The 15,947-nt window shown below is 70.8% G+C and carries 16 protein-coding genes; 14 read left to right on the forward strand and 2 right to left on the reverse strand.

The window, feature by feature from the left end:
• The first annotated feature begins 8 nt into the window (after positions 1 to 8).
• The 11 genes from sctC (at position 9) to A3AG_RS0121110 (ending at position 9,783) form a co-directional block, all read left to right on the forward strand.
• On the forward strand, positions 9 to 1,781 hold the full coding sequence (gene sctC / locus A3AG_RS0121060; RefSeq protein ID WP_018007334.1) for a type III secretion system outer membrane ring subunit SctC: 1,773 nt from the start codon (positions 9 to 11) through the stop codon (positions 1,779 to 1,781).
• Positions 1,781 to 2,917 carry a hypothetical protein gene (locus A3AG_RS0121065; RefSeq protein WP_018007335.1) on the forward strand — a complete coding sequence of 379 codons (1,137 nt, stop codon included), beginning with the start codon at positions 1,781 to 1,783 and terminating at the stop codon, positions 2,915 to 2,917. Before sctC ends, A3AG_RS0121065 begins: the two co-directional genes overlap by 1 nt.
• A 105-nt stretch (positions 2,918 to 3,022) precedes the next feature.
• Positions 3,023 to 3,223: a hypothetical protein gene (locus A3AG_RS0121070; RefSeq protein ID WP_018007336.1), complete on the forward strand. Its 201-nt coding sequence runs from the start codon at positions 3,023 to 3,025 to the stop codon at positions 3,221 to 3,223.
• A 58-nt stretch (positions 3,224 to 3,281) separates the two neighbouring features.
• Positions 3,282 to 3,758 carry a hypothetical protein gene (locus A3AG_RS0121075; protein ID WP_018007337.1) on the forward strand — a complete coding sequence of 159 codons (477 nt, stop codon included), beginning with the start codon at positions 3,282 to 3,284 and terminating at the stop codon, positions 3,756 to 3,758.
• Positions 3,755 to 4,552, forward strand: a complete 798-nt coding sequence (gene sctJ / locus A3AG_RS0121080) for a type III secretion system inner membrane ring lipoprotein SctJ (protein ID WP_018007338.1) — start codon at positions 3,755 to 3,757, stop codon at positions 4,550 to 4,552. The genes A3AG_RS0121075 and sctJ overlap by 4 nt, the downstream gene beginning before the upstream one ends.
• Entirely contained in the window at positions 4,549 to 5,415 is an 867-nt protein-coding gene (locus A3AG_RS0121085) for a hypothetical protein (protein WP_035849371.1), read from the forward strand. The genes sctJ and A3AG_RS0121085 overlap by 4 nt, the downstream gene beginning before the upstream one ends.
• Complete coding sequence (gene sctL, locus A3AG_RS0121090) at positions 5,397 to 6,005, forward strand: type III secretion system stator protein SctL (RefSeq protein WP_018007340.1); 609 nt, start codon at positions 5,397 to 5,399, stop codon at positions 6,003 to 6,005. Before A3AG_RS0121085 ends, sctL begins: the two co-directional genes overlap by 19 nt.
• A gap of 17 nt (positions 6,006 to 6,022) precedes the next feature.
• Positions 6,023 to 7,405: a FliI/YscN family ATPase gene (locus tag A3AG_RS0121095; RefSeq protein WP_018007341.1), complete on the forward strand. Its 1,383-nt coding sequence runs from the start codon at positions 6,023 to 6,025 to the stop codon at positions 7,403 to 7,405.
• Complete coding sequence (locus A3AG_RS0121100; RefSeq protein ID WP_018007342.1) at positions 7,402 to 7,914, forward strand: hypothetical protein; 513 nt, start codon at positions 7,402 to 7,404, stop codon at positions 7,912 to 7,914. Before A3AG_RS0121095 ends, A3AG_RS0121100 begins: the two co-directional genes overlap by 4 nt.
• Positions 7,847 to 8,722 carry a type III secretion system export apparatus subunit SctT gene (gene sctT / locus A3AG_RS0121105; RefSeq protein ID WP_018007343.1) on the forward strand — a complete coding sequence of 292 codons (876 nt, stop codon included), beginning with the start codon at positions 7,847 to 7,849 and terminating at the stop codon, positions 8,720 to 8,722. The genes A3AG_RS0121100 and sctT overlap by 68 nt, the downstream gene beginning before the upstream one ends.
• Before the next feature lie 26 nt (positions 8,723 to 8,748).
• Complete coding sequence (locus A3AG_RS0121110) at positions 8,749 to 9,783, forward strand: EscU/YscU/HrcU family type III secretion system export apparatus switch protein (RefSeq protein ID WP_018007344.1); 1,035 nt, start codon at positions 8,749 to 8,751, stop codon at positions 9,781 to 9,783.
• Positions 9,784 to 10,024: 241 nt separating this feature from the next.
• On the opposite strand, the gene A3AG_RS0121115 is transcribed toward A3AG_RS0121110, so the two are convergent.
• Positions 10,025 to 11,011: a helix-turn-helix transcriptional regulator gene (locus A3AG_RS0121115; RefSeq protein ID WP_018007345.1), complete on the reverse strand. Its 987-nt coding sequence runs from the start codon at positions 11,009 to 11,011 to the stop codon at positions 10,025 to 10,027.
• 383 nt (positions 11,012 to 11,394) lie between these two features.
• A complete protein-coding gene (locus tag A3AG_RS0121120) occupies positions 11,395 to 12,687 on the reverse strand; it encodes an MFS transporter (RefSeq protein WP_026164357.1) in 1,293 nt (430 codons plus the stop codon).
• Positions 12,688 to 13,229: 542 nt separating this feature from the next.
• On the opposite strand from A3AG_RS0121120, the gene A3AG_RS0121125 reads away from it, so the two are divergent.
• The 3 genes from A3AG_RS0121125 to A3AG_RS0121135 all read left to right on the forward strand — a co-directional run bounded on the left by A3AG_RS0121125 (position 13,230) and on the right by A3AG_RS0121135 (position 15,859).
• A complete protein-coding gene (locus tag A3AG_RS0121125) occupies positions 13,230 to 13,835 on the forward strand; it encodes an SRPBCC family protein (protein ID WP_018007347.1) in 606 nt (201 codons plus the stop codon).
• A gap of 141 nt (positions 13,836 to 13,976) precedes the next feature.
• The gene (locus A3AG_RS0121130) at positions 13,977 to 14,936 is read left to right on the forward strand and encodes a LysR family transcriptional regulator (RefSeq protein ID WP_018007348.1); all 960 of its coding nucleotides are present in this window, start codon (positions 13,977 to 13,979) and stop codon (positions 14,934 to 14,936) included.
• 119 nt (positions 14,937 to 15,055) lie between these two features.
• The gene (locus A3AG_RS0121135; protein WP_018007349.1) at positions 15,056 to 15,859 is read left to right on the forward strand and encodes a putative hydro-lyase; all 804 of its coding nucleotides are present in this window, start codon (positions 15,056 to 15,058) and stop codon (positions 15,857 to 15,859) included.
• Positions 15,860 to 15,947 lie beyond the last annotated feature (88 nt).

The following is a 15,947-nucleotide window of genomic DNA, read 5'->3' on the forward strand; positions in this document are numbered from 1 at the left end:
AAACTGACATGACGCTGGGGCACCACGGGGAACACGGATCGACTGGCCGCGCCACGCGCCTGCCGGCATGGCGCCAGGGCACGCCACCACGGCGGCCATGGCGCGCCGCGGCGGCGCTGCTGTGCCTGGCGGGGGCGCTGCTGGGCGCCACGCAGCCGGCGCGCGCGGCGGACCTGCGCTGGCCCAACAAGCCGTTCCAGGCCTCGGCCAGCGACAAGCGGCTGGCCGACTTCCTGCGCGAGCTGACGGCCTCGCAGGGCACCACCGCGGTGATCGATCCCAAGGTCGAAGGAACCATCAGCGGCAAGTTCAATGAATCCGCGCAGCACGTGCTCAAGAGCGTGTGCTCGATGTTCGGGCTGACCTACTACTACGACGGCTCGCTGCTCTATATCGATGTCGCCAGCGAGGCGCGCAGCGAGGTGCTGCCGATCGCGCGGGGCTCCGGCGCGCGCCTGCGCGATTCGCTGGAACGGATGCAGGTGCCCGACTCGCGCTACCCCATCACCATCAACGATGCGGAAGGCACGCTGATGGTGGCGGGCCCCAAGCGTTACGTCGAGACCGTGCGCGCCGCGGTGCGCGCGGTCGACGACCGCTCCATCGCCGACGAGCGTGCCGAGATCCAGCTGTTCCCGCTCAAGTACTCGTGGGCCTCGGACTTTCGCATCAACCGCGCCGGCAAGGAGATGACCGTGCCCGGCGTGGTCACGGTGCTGCGCAACCTGTATGGCCGCAACCGCGCGCCGGCCACCGGAACCGGCCCCAGCCTGGGCACCAGTCGTGGCGCCACGCGCCAGGCCAAGCTGCGCATGGGCGAGGGCGGCGGGGGCGGCATGGGCATCCCCAGCGCCGAGCCGTCGCAGATGCTCGATGCCATGGGCGGCGGTGGCGTCGGGCCGGGCCTGCAGAACAACTGGGGCAGCGGCCAGTTGCCGCAGTTCCAGGCCGATACCCGGCTCAACGCGGTGATCGTGCGCGACACCCCGGACAAGATGGCGCAGTACCGGCGCCTGATCGAATCGCTCGATGTCAAGCCGCGCCTGGTGGAGATCGAAGTCACCATCATGGACATCAGCCAGGCCGACCTGGACAGCCTGGGCGTCGACTGGCGCCTGCATACGCCCCATGTCGACCTGCAGCTGGGTGGCGGCAACGGCAACGCCGGGCTCAGCTTCGGCAATCTCGCCAATGAAGCCGGCACCACCGCGGCGACGATCGGCAGCGGGCTGCAGTTTACCGGCGCCATCGGCAACGATGTCACCCGCTACCTGCTCACGCGCGTCAAGGCGCTGGCCGAGCGCGGCCAGGCCAATTTCGTGGCGCGGCCCAAGGTGCTGACGCTCGACAACACCGAAGCCGCGCTGGAGAACCTGCAGGAATTCTATGTGCGCGTCGACGGCTTCCAGGATGCGGGGCTGTTCAACGTCACCGCCGGCACGGCCGTGCGCGTGACCCCGCTGGTGGTCGACGAGCAGCAGAACCGCGCGGTGATGCTGACCATCGATATCGCCGACGGCAACCTGTCCGGCGAGACCGTCGACCGCATCCCGGTGGTGCGGCGCCGCTCGATCACCACGCAGGCGATGGTGGAAGAAGGCAAGAGCCTGCTGATCGCCGGCTACACCACCGAAGAGAAGATCAACGCCTCGTCCGGCGTGCCGCTGCTGCAGGACGTGCCGATCATCGGCAGCCTGTTCAAGTACCAGGAGAAGCGCCAGAACAACATGGAACGCTTCTACCTGCTGACGCCGCGCCTGGTGATCCCGGGGATGAGCTGATGGCCGAGCTGCGCGACTCTCACGCTTCCGGCTGGACGCTGCGCTTTCTCGGCGGCGACGTCTACGGCCGCCAGGTCACGCTGCGGCGCGGCGCCAACGTGCTCGGCACCGCGGCGGACGTGGACATCAGCGTGCCCGGCGCCGAGGTGCAGCCACGCCACCTGGTGCTGAACGTGGGCGAGCTGGCGGTTTCGGCCGAGCGCGTCGGCGAGGCCGCCGTCAACGTCAACGGCCGCGCCACCACGCAGCGCGCGTTCGCGCTGGCGGGCGGCGACATCCTCACCATCGGCGCGCTCGACGTCGAGTTGCTGCGCGCGCAGCCGGGGATGTCGGAGGCGACCGACACGCTCTTCGCCTGGGCCGAATCCGGCCGGCGCGCCGCGCGCGACGCCGACGCGCAGCAGCAGGGCGGGCGCCGGCCCGGGCGCGCGCTGCTGGCGGCGCTGGGCGTGGCCGGCGTGGTGGGGCTGGTCGGCGCCGGCTGGCTTGCGGCCACCTATGCCAACGGCGGGCTGGCGCCGCGCACGCAGCAGGCGGACCCCGCGGCGGTACGCAAGACCGTGGCGGCGTATCCGGAGCTGGAGGTGGTGTCGCTGCCCAACGGCACGGTCACGGTCAAGGGCTTCGTCAATTCGCGCGTGGACCGGCAGCGCATCGTGCAGGCGCTGGCGCCGTTCGGCCGCGGCGTGCAGCAGCAGGTGCGCTCGGCCGACGACCTGATCGAGCATATCCAGCGCTACCTGGACGAGCCCGGCGTGGGCATTGCCTACCAGGGCCAGGGCCGCGTGCTGCTGAGCGGCACCGCCGACCCGGTGCACGGGCGCGACAAGGTGCGGCGCGTGATCGAGGACCTGCACCCGGGCGTGCTGGTGTCCGACAAGATCGATTACCGCGAGAGCGCCGACAGCCGGCGCCGGCAGGTGCGCGACGGCCACATGGAGAACTGGCAGGGCGTGTTCCCCGCGCGCGTGGTCAGCATTACCGAGGACGGCAACGGCACGCGCTCGGTTCAGCTGGCCAACGGCGCGCGCTATTTCGAAGGGGCGGTGCTGAAGAACGGCGCCGAGATCGAACGGATCGACGCGGACGGCGTGGTGCTGAAGGACAGCCCGGTGCCGCCGCAGGCACGGCGATGACGGCGCACGCGCGCGCCGTGCCACAGGATTTGCGCCTGCGGGCGCAAATGCCGCTTGCCCCCGGAGGGCAGGTGTATGACGCCAACCTACCTGAAGGAGATTGTCATGGCTGAAGTCGACCTCAATGCCAAGATGCAGGAAATCCAGCAGAAAGCGCAGGAGTTCTCGGTGAACATCCTGGGCCTGCAGGACACGCTGACGCGCCAGAACGCGGTGGTCAGCAGCGAGATGGCCCACAACACGCAGAAGGCCAACCTGGTGCAGGGCGCGATGCAGGACGTCAAGCAGACCTCGCGCACCAACTGACGGCACGCCGCCACGCGCCCCGGCATGCCGGGGCGCCCAACGCTTTGCAAGGAGAGCCATGATGGACCCGACCGCCGCCATTGCCGCCGCCAATGCCACGACTGCCGCGGGCGCAGCGCCCGACAGCGCCACCGTCGCCGCGCACCAGTCGCCGCCCGCGGCCCCGGCCGCGCAGGCCGACCCGGCCGATGCGCGGCAGTTCGCGCAAATGGTCCAGCAGGGCCGCGCCGCCGACGGCTCGCGCGCCGCGCACGCGACCCAGGCGGCAGACCCGACTTCGACCACGCTCGGCAACGCCATCCGCGCCAGCTATGTCTCGGCCGGCGAGGAATCGGCGCGCCAGGCCGCGCGCCTGCAGGAGCTGCGCGACGGCATGTTCGCGTCGATCTACGAGGGCAGCACCAGCGAGGTGGTGTACCAGGCCATGCTGCTGCAGACGCAGTCGCTGGAGCTGTTCTCGTCGATCCACGTGACCTCCAGCATCGGCAGCGCCGGTACCAACCTGTTCAACAGCCTGCTGAAGAACCAGCAATGATGTCCAAGCCACCGCTGTGCCGGCGCCTTTCGCGCGCGGCCCGGCTGGCACCGGCGCTGATGGCGCTGGCGCTGGCCGCGTGCAAGGTCGACCTGTACGCGTCGCTGAACGAACCCGAGGCCAACCAGGTGCTGGCCGCGCTGACCGCCGAGGGCATCGACGCGGAGAAGGCGCGCGCCGACACCAGCGGCGGCACCGGCGAGGGCCAGTGGCGCGTGCGCGTCGAGGAATCGCAACTGCCCGCCGCGCTGGAGATCCTGCGCAGCGAGGGCCTGCCGGGCGAACGCTTTGCCTCGCTGGGGCAGGTGTTCCAGAAGCAGGGGCTGGTGGCGACGCCGACCGAAGAGCGCATGCGCTACATCTTTGCGCTGTCGCAGGAGCTGTCGGAGACGCTGCGCAATATCGACGGCGTGGTCACCGCGCGCGTGCATGTGGTGATCCCCGCCACCGATCCGCTCTCGGACAAGATCCGGCCGTCGTCGGCGGCGGTGTTCATCAAGCACCGCGCCGATACCGACCTGCGCCTGCTGGTGCCGACCGTCAAGGACATGGTGGCGCACAGCATCGAAGGCGTGACCCACGACAACGTGTCGCTGTCGCTGGTCGAGGCGCGCCCGTTCGCGCCGCAGGCGGGCGCGGCGGGGCCGGCGGCCGGCTTTGCCCTCGGGCGCTTCGCCGCGATCGCGGTCGGCGCGGCGGTGGCGCTTGCACTGGCCGTGGCGGCGGTGGTGGCATGGCAGCGCGGCGTGCTGCGCTGGCCGCAGCGCCGTGGCGCGCCGCGGAGCGCGAATTGACGCCGCTGTCCACCGTTGCCGCCGCCGAGTCGGCGACCGGCGCCTACCTGCCCGGCGCGCTGGCCGCCGCGTTGGCGCCTCGTGCGCCGGCATTGCCGGACCCGGCGCTGGCGCGCGCGGTGGCGGACTTCATGCAGCGGCCGCTGGCGCATCTGCATCCCAGCTGGCTGCCGGCGGACTGGCCGCTGGCGTGGCTCCGCGCGGACCGCTTCGGCCCCGCCGCCGCCGACGTGCTGGCGCAGCCGCTGGGCCTGGCCGGCGCGGAGGGCGAGCGTGACGCCGCGATCCTGCGCCTGCTGGAGGGGCCGCCCTCGCTGGCGCGGCTGGTGCTGATGCCGCGCAGCGACCTGCGGCTGCTGGCGTGGTGGCTCGGCCTGGCGGTGCACCAGGCCGGCTTTGCCAGCGAGCGCCGCATGCTGCCGGCGCAGCTGGCCGACAGCATCGCGCCGCTGCCCGGTGCCCTGGCGGCGCCGCTGATCGGCAGCACGCCGCGGGCGATGCGCCGTGCCGCGCGCCGGCTCGACCGCCACGCCGTGGCTTTTATCCTGAAGCGCGTGCCGGCGTTGCCGGCGTTGCCGATGAACCTGGCGCCGCTGCGAGAGCACCCGGCCGGCGCCGGCCGCCTGATGGCCGAGCGCGGCTACCGGCTGCTGTGCGGGCTGCTGTGCGGCGTGCTGGCCGTCGAGGCGCCGCACCCGGAGCATGCGGCGCCGCTGCTGCAGGCGCTGCGGCGCAAGTTTCCCCGGCGCCTGGCGGCGTTGTCGCCGGCTCCGCTGGCCCCGGCGCAGTCCGCGCAGCTGCGCGAACTGCTGCTGCTCAACCTGATCCCCGAACGGTTCCCGGCATGGCACTGGCTTTTCTGATCACCAGCGAAAACCTGCAGCTGCTGTCCGAGCGCAAGGTGCTCAAGGAGGCCGAGTATGCCGCCTTGCTCGACGCCGCCGCGGTGATCGAGTCGGCGCGCAGCGAGGCCATGCGGATCCGCACGGAAGCCCAGCGCGAGGCCGAGGAGCGGCGCCAGCACGGCTACCGCGAAGGCTGGGCGCGCGCCCACGCCGACCACGCCGCGGCGCAGGTCAGCACCGCCGCCGAGGCCGAACGGCAGCTCGGCGCGATGCGCCGCACCATGGCCGAGATCGTGATGAAGGCGGTGCAGCAGATTGCCGGCGAGCTTGACCCCGACATCATCCTGGAGGTGGCGCTGCAGCGCGTCGAGGCGCTGGTGCGGGCCGAGCCCTTCATCACCATCCAGATCCCGCTGGGGCGCGAGCAGGCCGTGCGCAGCCTGCTCGACCGCCTGGCCGAGACCCAGGAGTGGCCGCGCCGCGCCAACGTGGTGGTCGAGCCGGGGCTGGAACCCGATGCCTGCCGCATCCAGACCCCCTCGGGCACCATGGAAGTGGGCCTGCAGGCCCAGCTCGAAGCGTTTGCACGCCGGTTGAGGGCGGGCTGATTCCCGAGGCCGACGACATGTCCACAGAACTCCCTGCCACCGATATCGAAGCCGCGCTGCAGCATGCCGCCGCCGACCTGGAACGCGCGTTCGAGCATTTCACGCCGGTGGCGATGCGCGGGCGCGTCAGCAAGGCGGTGGGCATGCTGATCAACGCCACCGGCATCCAGGCCCATGTGGGCGAGCTGTGCCAGCTGGTCACGCCGGGCGAGCCGCCGCTGCTGGCCGAGGTGGTCGGCTTCGTGCAGCAGACCGCGCTGCTCACGCCGCTGGGGCGCACCACCGGCGTGTCGGCGCTGACCGAGGTCATCCCCACCGCCCACGGCCACCAGTGCCCGGCCGGCGCCGCGCTGCTGGGCCGCGTGCTCGACGCGCTGGGCGAGCCCATCGACGGCAAGGGCGCGCTCGATGGCGTGGCGCGCGTGCCGGTCGACAACGAGCCGCCCGACCCGCTCACGCGCCGGCTGATCCGCGAGCCGCTGGCCACCGGTGTGCGCGCCATCGACGGGCTGCTGACGCTGGGCGAGGGCCAGCGCGTGGGCATCTTCGCGCCGCCGGGCGTGGGCAAGAGCACCTTGCTGGGGATGCTGGCGCGCGGCGCGTCCAGCGATGTCAACGTGGTCGCGCTGGTGGGCGAGCGCGGCCGCGAGGTGCGCGAGTTCATCGAATACAACCTGGGTCCCGACGGCATGGCGCGCACGGTGCTGGTGGTTGCCACCTCGGACCGCTCGCCAATGGAGCGCGTGCGCTGCGCCTATACCGCCACCGCGATTGCCGAACACTTCCGCGACCAGGGCCGGCGCGTGCTGCTGCTGGTCGACTCGCTGACGCGGCTGGCGCGCGCGCAGCGCGAGATCGGCCTGGCCAGCGGCGAACCGCCGACGCGGCGCAGCTATCCGCCCTCGGTGTTCTCGATGCTGCCGCAGCTGCTGGAGCGCGCCGGCACCGGCGTGCAGGGCTCGATCACCGCGGCATACACCGTGCTGACCGAAGGCGAGGACGACAGCGACCCGATCGCCGAAGAGGTGCGCTCGATCCTCGACGGTCATATCGTGCTGTCGCGCAAGCTCGCCAGTGCCGGCCAGTATCCGCCGGTGGACGTGCTGCAGTCGGTCAGCCGGGTGATGCCGCAGGTGGCGGCCGGCGCGCACGCGCGCGACGCGGCGCGGCTGCGCCAGCTGCTGGCCCGGTACCAGGAGCTGGAGATGCTGCTGCAGATCGGCGAATACCGGCCCGGCGCCGATGCCGTCGCCGACGCGGCGGTGGCGGCGATGCCGGATATCCGCGCCTACCTGGCGCAGCCGGCGGCGCGGCTCGACACCTTTGCCGGCGCCGTCGACAAGCTGGCGCAGGCGCTGCGCGTGCGCCAGCCCGCACCGCTTGCCGGAGCCGCGCGATGACGGCCGGCGGCGCCGACCCGCGCCTGGGCCAGCTCGAGGCGGTGCGCCAGCGCCGCCACGAAGAGGCGCTGCGCGCGCTGCAGCAGCACCGCGCGCAGGTGATGGCCGGGCTGCGGCAGGCCGAGGCCGCGCAGCAGGCGGTGCAAGGCGCGCTGGCCGAGCGCGCGGCGTTCATCGAACGCCTGCGGCAGGGCGCCTCGCAGGGCGGGGTGTCGGTGTCGGGGCTGCTCGATGCGCAGGGCTGGCAGAACGCCTTCGACGCCCGCATCGCCCGCGCCAATGCCAACCTGGCCACGGTGCTCGACGAGGTGGCCCGGCGGCGTGCCGCCTTCGACCAGGCCCGCCACGCACTGCTGCGCGCGCAGGCGCGGCTGGACGGCGCGCGCGAACTGGCGCTGCGCGAGCGCCGCGCGCTGCGCGCCGGCGCCGGGCGGCGCGAGGATGAAGCCATCGACGAAGCCGCGGCGCGCGCCTGGCACGCTGGCCGGCACGACGCGCGGCACGCCTGAGATGCAGGCCGAACTGCTCGATCCTGCCTTGCTGTTCCAGTGGGGACGCGAGGTCATCATGCCCATCGTGATGGTGATGCCGCGCCTGCTGACGGCGTTTACGGTGCTGCCGTTCCTGTCGCAGCAGGCCATCCCCGGGGTAGCGCGCAACGGCATCGTGCTGGCGATCGCGCTGTTCGTGTCGCCGGGGGCGCGCATCGACCTGGACGCCGTCGCCGGTGGCCTGTGGCTGGTGCTGATCTTCAAGGAGGCCTTTATCGGGCTGCTGCTGGGCATGGCGTTCGGGCTGTTCTTCGTCGCGCTGCAGATGATCGGCGAGCTGATCGACTTCCAGACCGGCTCGGGCAATGCCACCTTCTTCGACCCGGTGACGCAGCAGGAGGACGGGCCCATGGAGAACCTGCTGTCGCACTTCGGCATCGCGCTGTTTGCGGCGCTGGGCGGCTTTATCGCCATGGCCGGGGTGACCGTCGAGTCGTTCGCGTTCTGGCCGGTGATGTCGTTCGGGCCGGAGATGTCGCTGGCGTCGATGGGCTTTGCCAACCTCTACGCCGGCACGCTGTTCTCGTGGGTAGTCAAGCTGGCCGCGCCGATCCTCCTGCTGCTGGTGATCGTCGAGCTTGGCTTTGCGCTGATCGCGCGCTTCGTGCCGCAGTTCGACGTGTTCCAGTTCGCGCAGCCGGTCAAGATCTCGGTGGCGTTCCTGATGCTGGTGCTGATGCTGGCGGTGATGGTCGATACGCTGCAGGGCTTCCTGCGCCCGGACAATATCCTGATCGAGATGCTGCGCCGGGGCGCGGCACGCTAGCATAGGCGGCGGCATATCCAGACCCAATGAGCGACAGCGAAAAGAACCTCGAGGCGACCCGGCGCAAGCTGGACGAGGCGCGCAAGCGCGGCGAGGTGCCGCGCAGCAGCGACGTCACCTCGGCGGTGGTGTTTCTCGGCGTGCTGGCGGGGCTGTGGCTGCTGGGCCGGTATTTCGTGCGGCTGTTCCAGGCCTTGTGGCACAGCGCCATGGGCAGCGTGCCGCAGCACCTGGCCGACCAGCAGATGCTGGTGCTGGGCGAGGCCGCGGCGCGCTTGCTGCTGATGGGCGTGCTGCCGATCGTGGCGCTGGCGCTGGTGTGCGGCATCGTCGGCGCGTTCCTGCAGGTGGGACCGCTGGTGGCGTTCGAGCAGATCAAGCCGGACCTGGCGCGGCTGAACCCGGCCGAGGGCCTGAAGCGCATGTTCGCCGTGCGCAACCTGGTGAACCTGGCCAAGATCCTGGTCAAGATCCTGCTGCTGGCCGGGCTGGTCTATGTGCTGGCACTGGGCGCGATCGAGGATGGGGTGCGCACCGGCTATGCCCGCCCGGCGGAAATCCTGCTGCTGGTCGCCTACATCATCCTGCGCATGTGTTGCTGGGCCGCCGTGATCTACCTGGTGATGGCGGTGGTGGACTACGTGCACGAGCGCCACCAGTTCATGAAGCGCCAGCGCATGAGCGTCGAGGAGTACCGCCGCGAATACAAGGAGACCCAGGGCGACCCGATCATGGCCGGGCGCCGCCGCGCGGCGTTCTTCGAGGCCGCGTTCTTCGGCGTCAGCGAACGGGTGCGGGTGTCGACCGCGGTGGTGTATTCCACCCAGTACGCGGTGGCGCTGCGCTACGACGGGCCCGGTACGCTGCCGCGGGTGGTGGCCAAGGGCAGCGGCCAGGTGGCGGCACGCATTCGTCAGGCCGCGGCGGACTACCTGGTGCCGTCGGCGTTCGATTCGGACCTGGCGCAGCGGCTGTACCTGAACGTGCCGCTGGACCGGTTTATCGACCGGACCTTGTTCGAGCGGGTGGCGGAGTTGATGCGGTGGGCGAAGGGGGAGTGAGTTGGGGTGGGTTGGGGTGGATCGGGCATGTCCACGCTGCGGGTTTTCTCCCCTCTCCCGCTTGCGGGAGAGGGGCGGGGGTGAGGGCGGGCGTTGGCAATAGCGACGGCCTTCACTTCGTTGATGCTCCGGCCCTCACCCCAACCCTCTCCCGCAAGCGGGAGAGGGGGTACGCAGTCGGTCGAGCCAAGGCTAAGGCGATAGCCAAAGTTCGGCCAAAACTCAAGCCAAAACCATCAAACTAAGCCGCAATCACCCCCGCCGCATCCTTCTCCCTGTCCACTGACAGCGGTACCCCCGGCGGCCGCAGCAGCGTTGCCGCGCTGGCCAGCTGCACGCGGTTGCGCACGCCGAAGTGGCTGCGCAGCCGGCGCATGTGGTAATCCACGTTGAAGATCGACATGTCCATGCGCCGCGCGATCTCCTTGTCCGACAGGCCCTGCGCCAGGCAGGCGAGGATATCGCGCTGCACGTCGGACAGGCCTTCGCGATGGCGGCCGGCAAATGCGGGGATCTCGACGTGGCAGGTCAGGAACTCATGCAGCGCCAGCCCCATCGCCAGCGCCTGCCCCACCACCGAATCGCCGATCCAGCGCCGGCTTTCGATGCCTGACATAAAGCTGATCAGCACGAACTCGCTGTTGCCCGGCATCGGCAGGTTGAGGAAGATGCCGCTGCGCACGCCGGCATCGCGCAGGTCCTCCAGGAAGCGGCGACGGCGCAGCGGCGGCACGTTGCCCAGCGGCGTCTGCGCCAGGTCGTCGGCATCCCACACGGTGGGCAGGCAGAACGTGCCCGGCTGCGGCGTGCGCGGGTCGATCTCGTAGTAGCGCTCGCGGAAATAGCGCTCGCGCCAGCCCGGCGGGGAATAGCTTTCAAAGAACGTGCGCGGCTGCAGCTGGCCGCCGACATGGGCGGCGGTGGCGTAGCCCAGCCAGTCGAAGCCGATCGCGCGGATGGCGGACTGCATCACGGCGCTGCGGCCTTCGTGGGTGGGCTCGGCCTGCAGCGCAGTCACCAGGCCGGGGGTGGCGCCGTGGCGCACGCGCTGCCTGACCGGCACCAGGTGGCGCTCGCCGAATACCTTGATGCCGTTGTTGGCCACCAGCGCCGGCGCGATGCCGGGAGCGGGGGCCGGGCGGGCCGTGGGGCGTGCGGTGGTTGCTGCGGTGCCATGCCCGGACGCCCCCGCGTCACGGTACGGCACGACTTCCACATCTTTGATCATGTAGGCCTCCGACAACGAGTCTTGGCGTGCGACCACGGCCTTGTGAGCCGGTCCACGCGCGCAAACGGGGCTGGCCTGCGCGGCGGCACTGCGGGGCGCGGCGCGTCGTGCCGGTCGTGGCGGTCCGCCGATGCTGCACGGCGGCCGGCCATCGCCAGCGCGTATCGCGGCTGCGCTGCATTGCCGTCGAGCTGGCAAGCCCGACATACTGCTGACCCGAATCCCGTCGGAAGGACTGGCGTGCCCGCGTGGGGCCGCCTTGATTGTTGTTGTTTTTGCGCGCCGCGGCGCCGGACCGCGGCGATGTCATGCTGGCAGTTGTCGCCGGCTTCTGTCGATTTCCGGCGGCGGCATCCCTGCCGCGCGTAGGGTTTTTGCCGTCGCTAAGCTTCCAGCGCCTTGCCGCGCGTTTCCGGCAACGTCAGCGCGGCCAGGATCAGCACGCCATACGCGGCCGCGGCGAAGATGCCGATGGCGTGGCCCAGCGACATCTGCTGGCTGACATGGCCGATCAGGAACGGGAAGAACGCGCCGATGGCACGGCCCACGTTGTAGCAGAAGCCCTGGCCAGAGCCGCGCACGCTGGTCGGGAACAGCTCGGTCAGGAACGCGCCCATGCCGGCGAAGATGCCCGAGGCGAAGAAGCCCAGCGGAAAGCCCAGCAGCAGCATCACGGTGTCGTTGACGGGGATGTGCGTGTAGGCCAGCGCGATCGTCATCGAGCCCAGCGCGAACAGGATGAAGTTGCGCTTGCGCCCGATGCGGTCGGTCAGGTAGGCGCTGGTGACATAGCCGATATAGGAGCCGACGATCACCATCGCCAGGTAGCCGCCGGTGCCCAGCACGGTCAGGCCGCGCTCGGTCTTGAGGAAGGTCGGCAGCCAGGTGGTGATGGCGTAGTAGCCGCCCTGGGCGCCGGTGGTCAGCAGCGCCGCGCGCAGCGTGATGCTGAGCAGGCGCGGCGAGAAGATCGCGGCGAACGAGGTCTTTTCGCTGGCCTGGGCTTCGCGGGCCTTGTGCTCGGTATAGACCTCGGGCTCCTTGACCAGGCGGCGCAGCACCATCACGAACAGCGCCGGCAGCAGCCCGATCAGGAACAGCACGCGCCACGCGGTCTCGGCGGGCAGCAGCGAGAACACCAGCGCGTAGAGCAGCGCCGCCAGCCCCCAGCCCACGGCCCAGCCGGCCTGCACCATGCCCACGGCCTTGCCGCGGTCCTGCGCGCGGATGGCTTCGCCGATCAGCACCGCGCCGGCGGTCCATTCGCCGCCGAAGCCGAAGCCCATCAGCGCGCGCGCCACCAGCAGCTGTTCATAGTTCTGCGCCAGCCCGCACAGGAAGGTGAAGAAGGCAAACCACAGGATGGTCAGCTGCAGCGTGCGCACGCGGCCGATGCGGTCGGACAGGATGCCGGCGACCCAGCCGCCCGCGGCCGAGGTCAGCAGCGTGGCGGTGCCGATAAAGCCCGCGTCGGCGCGGCTGATGCCCCAGGTGGCGATCAGCGTGGGGATGACGAAGCTCAGGAACTGCGTGTCCATGGCGTCGAGCGCGTAGCCGACCTTGCAGCTCCAGAAGGTGCGGCGCTCATTGGCGCTGATGTCGCGGTACCAGGAGAAGAAGCCGCGCGAAGGGGCGGCCTCGCTGCTGGCGGGTGACGATGGCTGGGGGCTCTGGATACTGCCGATCTGCGTTTCCATGCATTCCTCTCGTGCGATGTCTGGCTCGGCCTGGCAGCGCGCGCTGCGCGGCGCTTGCCTTGTGGTGCCGGCATGCGTTGCCGGCTACCGCTGGCGCATATCGATGGCGGGTATCGATGGCGCGGCGGCACGCGGTTGCAGCGCCTCCTGCGGTGCGCCCGCTGACTGCATTCTTGAAAGGCACGGCAGCCCGCGTCCAACTAGTTTTTCGGGCGGCGGCCGATAAGAAAAATTGATTCCTGTGCTGAAAGCCCGTCAATGCGCGGCTGGCGCGGGCCTGGCCCGTGGCGCCATCGCCACGGCCCGCGGGTTTTCCCCGATGCGGCGGCGGCGCGCGGGCCGCACCCGCGAGGGCATAAGCATACGGCGCGCCAGCGCATGCGGGTTGGCCGCGGGCCTACGGAAACCCGTAGGGCGGGCCGCGCGCGCACGGCGGCTACGAGCCTTCGGTAATGGCATACGCCGCCGCGCTCGGCTAGGCTTGCAGCCATTGTCCCGACCCTGCGCGAGCCGCCTTGCCGATGCCCAGCCTTGCCCGCCTGACCTTGTCCTCGCTCCGGCTCGCCGTGCCTGCGCTGCTGCTCGCGTGGCAGGCGCCTGCGCACGCGCAGCTGATCCCGGTGGAGCGCTCGGTCGAGGTGCAGGCGGATCCGGCACGCGTCTGGGACCTGGCCGGCGGCTACTGCGCGGTGCCGGACTGGGACACCGTCTACAAGGACTGCCGCGTGGTGCTGGGCAGCGGCAGCCCGGGCACGGTGCGCCGCATGGCCCACCGGGCCGGCGGCCTGCCGGCGGTCGACGTGCTGACCGACAGGGGGCCGTACTCCTACAGCTACCGCAAGCTCTCCAGCCATACGCGCGGGCGGCTGCAGGCCACGCCGGGGCCGGACGTGGGCACCACGCGCGTGACCTGGCAGGTGTGGCTGGACCCGTCGGCGGTGCCCGACGGCGCGCGCGCGGAGTACCCGGCTGCGCTGGGCGACGACCTGCTTGCCGCGCTGCAGCGCATGAAGGCGCAGGCGGAAGCCGCGCAGCAAGAAGCCGAGGAAGCGGCCGCGCGCGGCCCGGCGCTGATCCCGCCGCGCCAGGCCCCGACGCCGTCGCAGCCGTCGCCGCTGGGGGCGTGAGCGCGGCGGGTCCCGATGCCGCACCGCGGCGGGGCACGCGCCCGGGCGCCGCTTTCAAACGCTTGTTTGCCACCGTGTGATCGCGTAGATTCTGTCGCTCACCATGCCGACGCCGCAGCGCCCGGCCCGCATCCATCGCCCATGAACCTGCGCTTTCTCGAAACCTTTGTCTGGGTGGCCCGCCTGCGCAGCTTCCGGCTGACCGCGGAGAAGCTGTTCAGCACGCAGGCCTCGATTTCCAGCCGCATCGCCGTGCTGGAGGAAGACCTGGGGGTCAAGCTGTTCCTGCGCGATTCGCGCGGCGTCACGCTGACGCCGGAGGGCCAGCGCGTGCTGGAGTATGCCGAGAAGATGGTCAACACCATGCACCATATGCGGCAGTCGCTCGACCGTTCGCGCGCCATCGCGGGGCGGGTGCGCATCGGCGCGATGGACTCGGTGATCCATACCTGGCTGTCGACCGTGGTCAAGCGCGCCATGCAGGCCTATCCGGCGCTCGAAATCGAGCTGACCGCCGATGCCGCGCTGAACCTGTGCGACCAGCTGCAGAAGGGCTATCTCGACGTGATCTTCCAGACCGACCTGCTGCGGCTGGAAACGGTGCGCAATGTCGAGCTGGCGCGCTACCCGATCCGCTGGATCGTCGCCACCGGCTCCGCCTGTGACCGGCCCTATGCCTCGCTCGATGAACTGGCCGCCGAGCGCGTCATCACCTTCGTCAAGAATTCGCGCCCGCACCAGGACATACTGAGCCTGTTCCACCTGAACGGCGTGGCCTCGCCGCGCATCAACTGCGTGAACTCGGTGGCGGCGATGACACGGCTGATCGGCGACGGCTTCGGCATCGGCGCGGTGCCGCCGGCACTGGTGCGCAAGGAGCTGGCCGACGGCACGCTGTCGGTGGTGGACGTGGAGAACCATCCGCCCGCGCTCGATATCGTCGCCTCGTGGCGCATCGGCGCGGGGCTGGAGGTCAACGAGTCGATCGTCGGGCTGGCCACCGGCGTGGTGGCGGAATTCTGCGCCGAGGTCGGCGAGGACATGGCGGTGCCGGTGCAGCCGCCGGCGGCGGCGTCGGCGGCACCCCACGCGGGCTCGTAGTCATCGGATTCCTTTATCGCGCTCGATCCGAAAGATTTGTTGGACGCCGGCGCCGGCGGGCGCCCAGAATCGGCAGGTCAACCCGACTTTGCGCGCCGCCCGGCGCCCGCCTGCCGACCATGAACCAGCCGCTCCAGCACGCCGCCTCGCTCCTGCCCGAAGACCCCGCCGCACTGCGCCAGCTGATCCGCGCGGGCCGCTACCGCGGTCACACCAGCGGCCTGGCGCGCGGCCACGTGCAGGCCAATATCGTGATCCTGACGCGCGACTGGGCCTATGACTTCCTGCAGTTCTGCGCGCTCAACCGCAAGGCCTGCCCGCTGATCGACGTGACCGATCCGGGCGACCCGGTGTTCCGCAACCTCGGTCGCGATGTCGACATCCGCACCGACGTGCCGATGTACCGGGTCTACCGCGATGGCAACGCCTACCACGAGACCACCGGCATCACCGAGCTGTGGCGCGACGACTTCGTCGCCTTTGCGATCGGCTGCTCGTTCTCCTTCGAGCAGGCGCTGCTGGCGGCCAATGTGCCGCTCAAGCACATCAACCTGGGCCGCAACGTCGCCATGTACCGCACCGCGATCGAGACCCGCCCGGCGGGCCGGCTGTCGGGCAAGCTGGTGGTATCGATGCGCCCGCTCAAGGCCGCCGACGCGATCCTGGCCACCGAGATCACCGCGCGCTATCCCGATGTGCACGGCGCGCCCGTGCATATCGGCGACCCGCGGCTGATCGGCATCGAGGATATCGAATCGCCCGACTACGGCGATGCGGTCCCGCTCGACGCCGATGAAATCCCGGTGTTCTGGGCCTGCGGCGTCACGCCGCAGGCGGTGATCCGCGAGGCACGGCCCGCGATCTGCATCACTCATGCGCCGGGCTGCATGCTGGTGACCGACCTCGACAACAACCGCCTGTAGCCAGGCTGTCCTTGCGGGCCCTACGAATTCCCATAGTTGGCCTGCGCCGCCGGCGCGCGCAGAATCGGCGCGCATGATGCCCGCGGCT

Origin of the sequence: Cupriavidus neocaledonicus (genome assembly GCF_000372525.1) — a bacterium.
Lineage (GTDB): Bacteria > Pseudomonadota > Gammaproteobacteria > Burkholderiales > Burkholderiaceae > Cupriavidus > Cupriavidus neocaledonicus.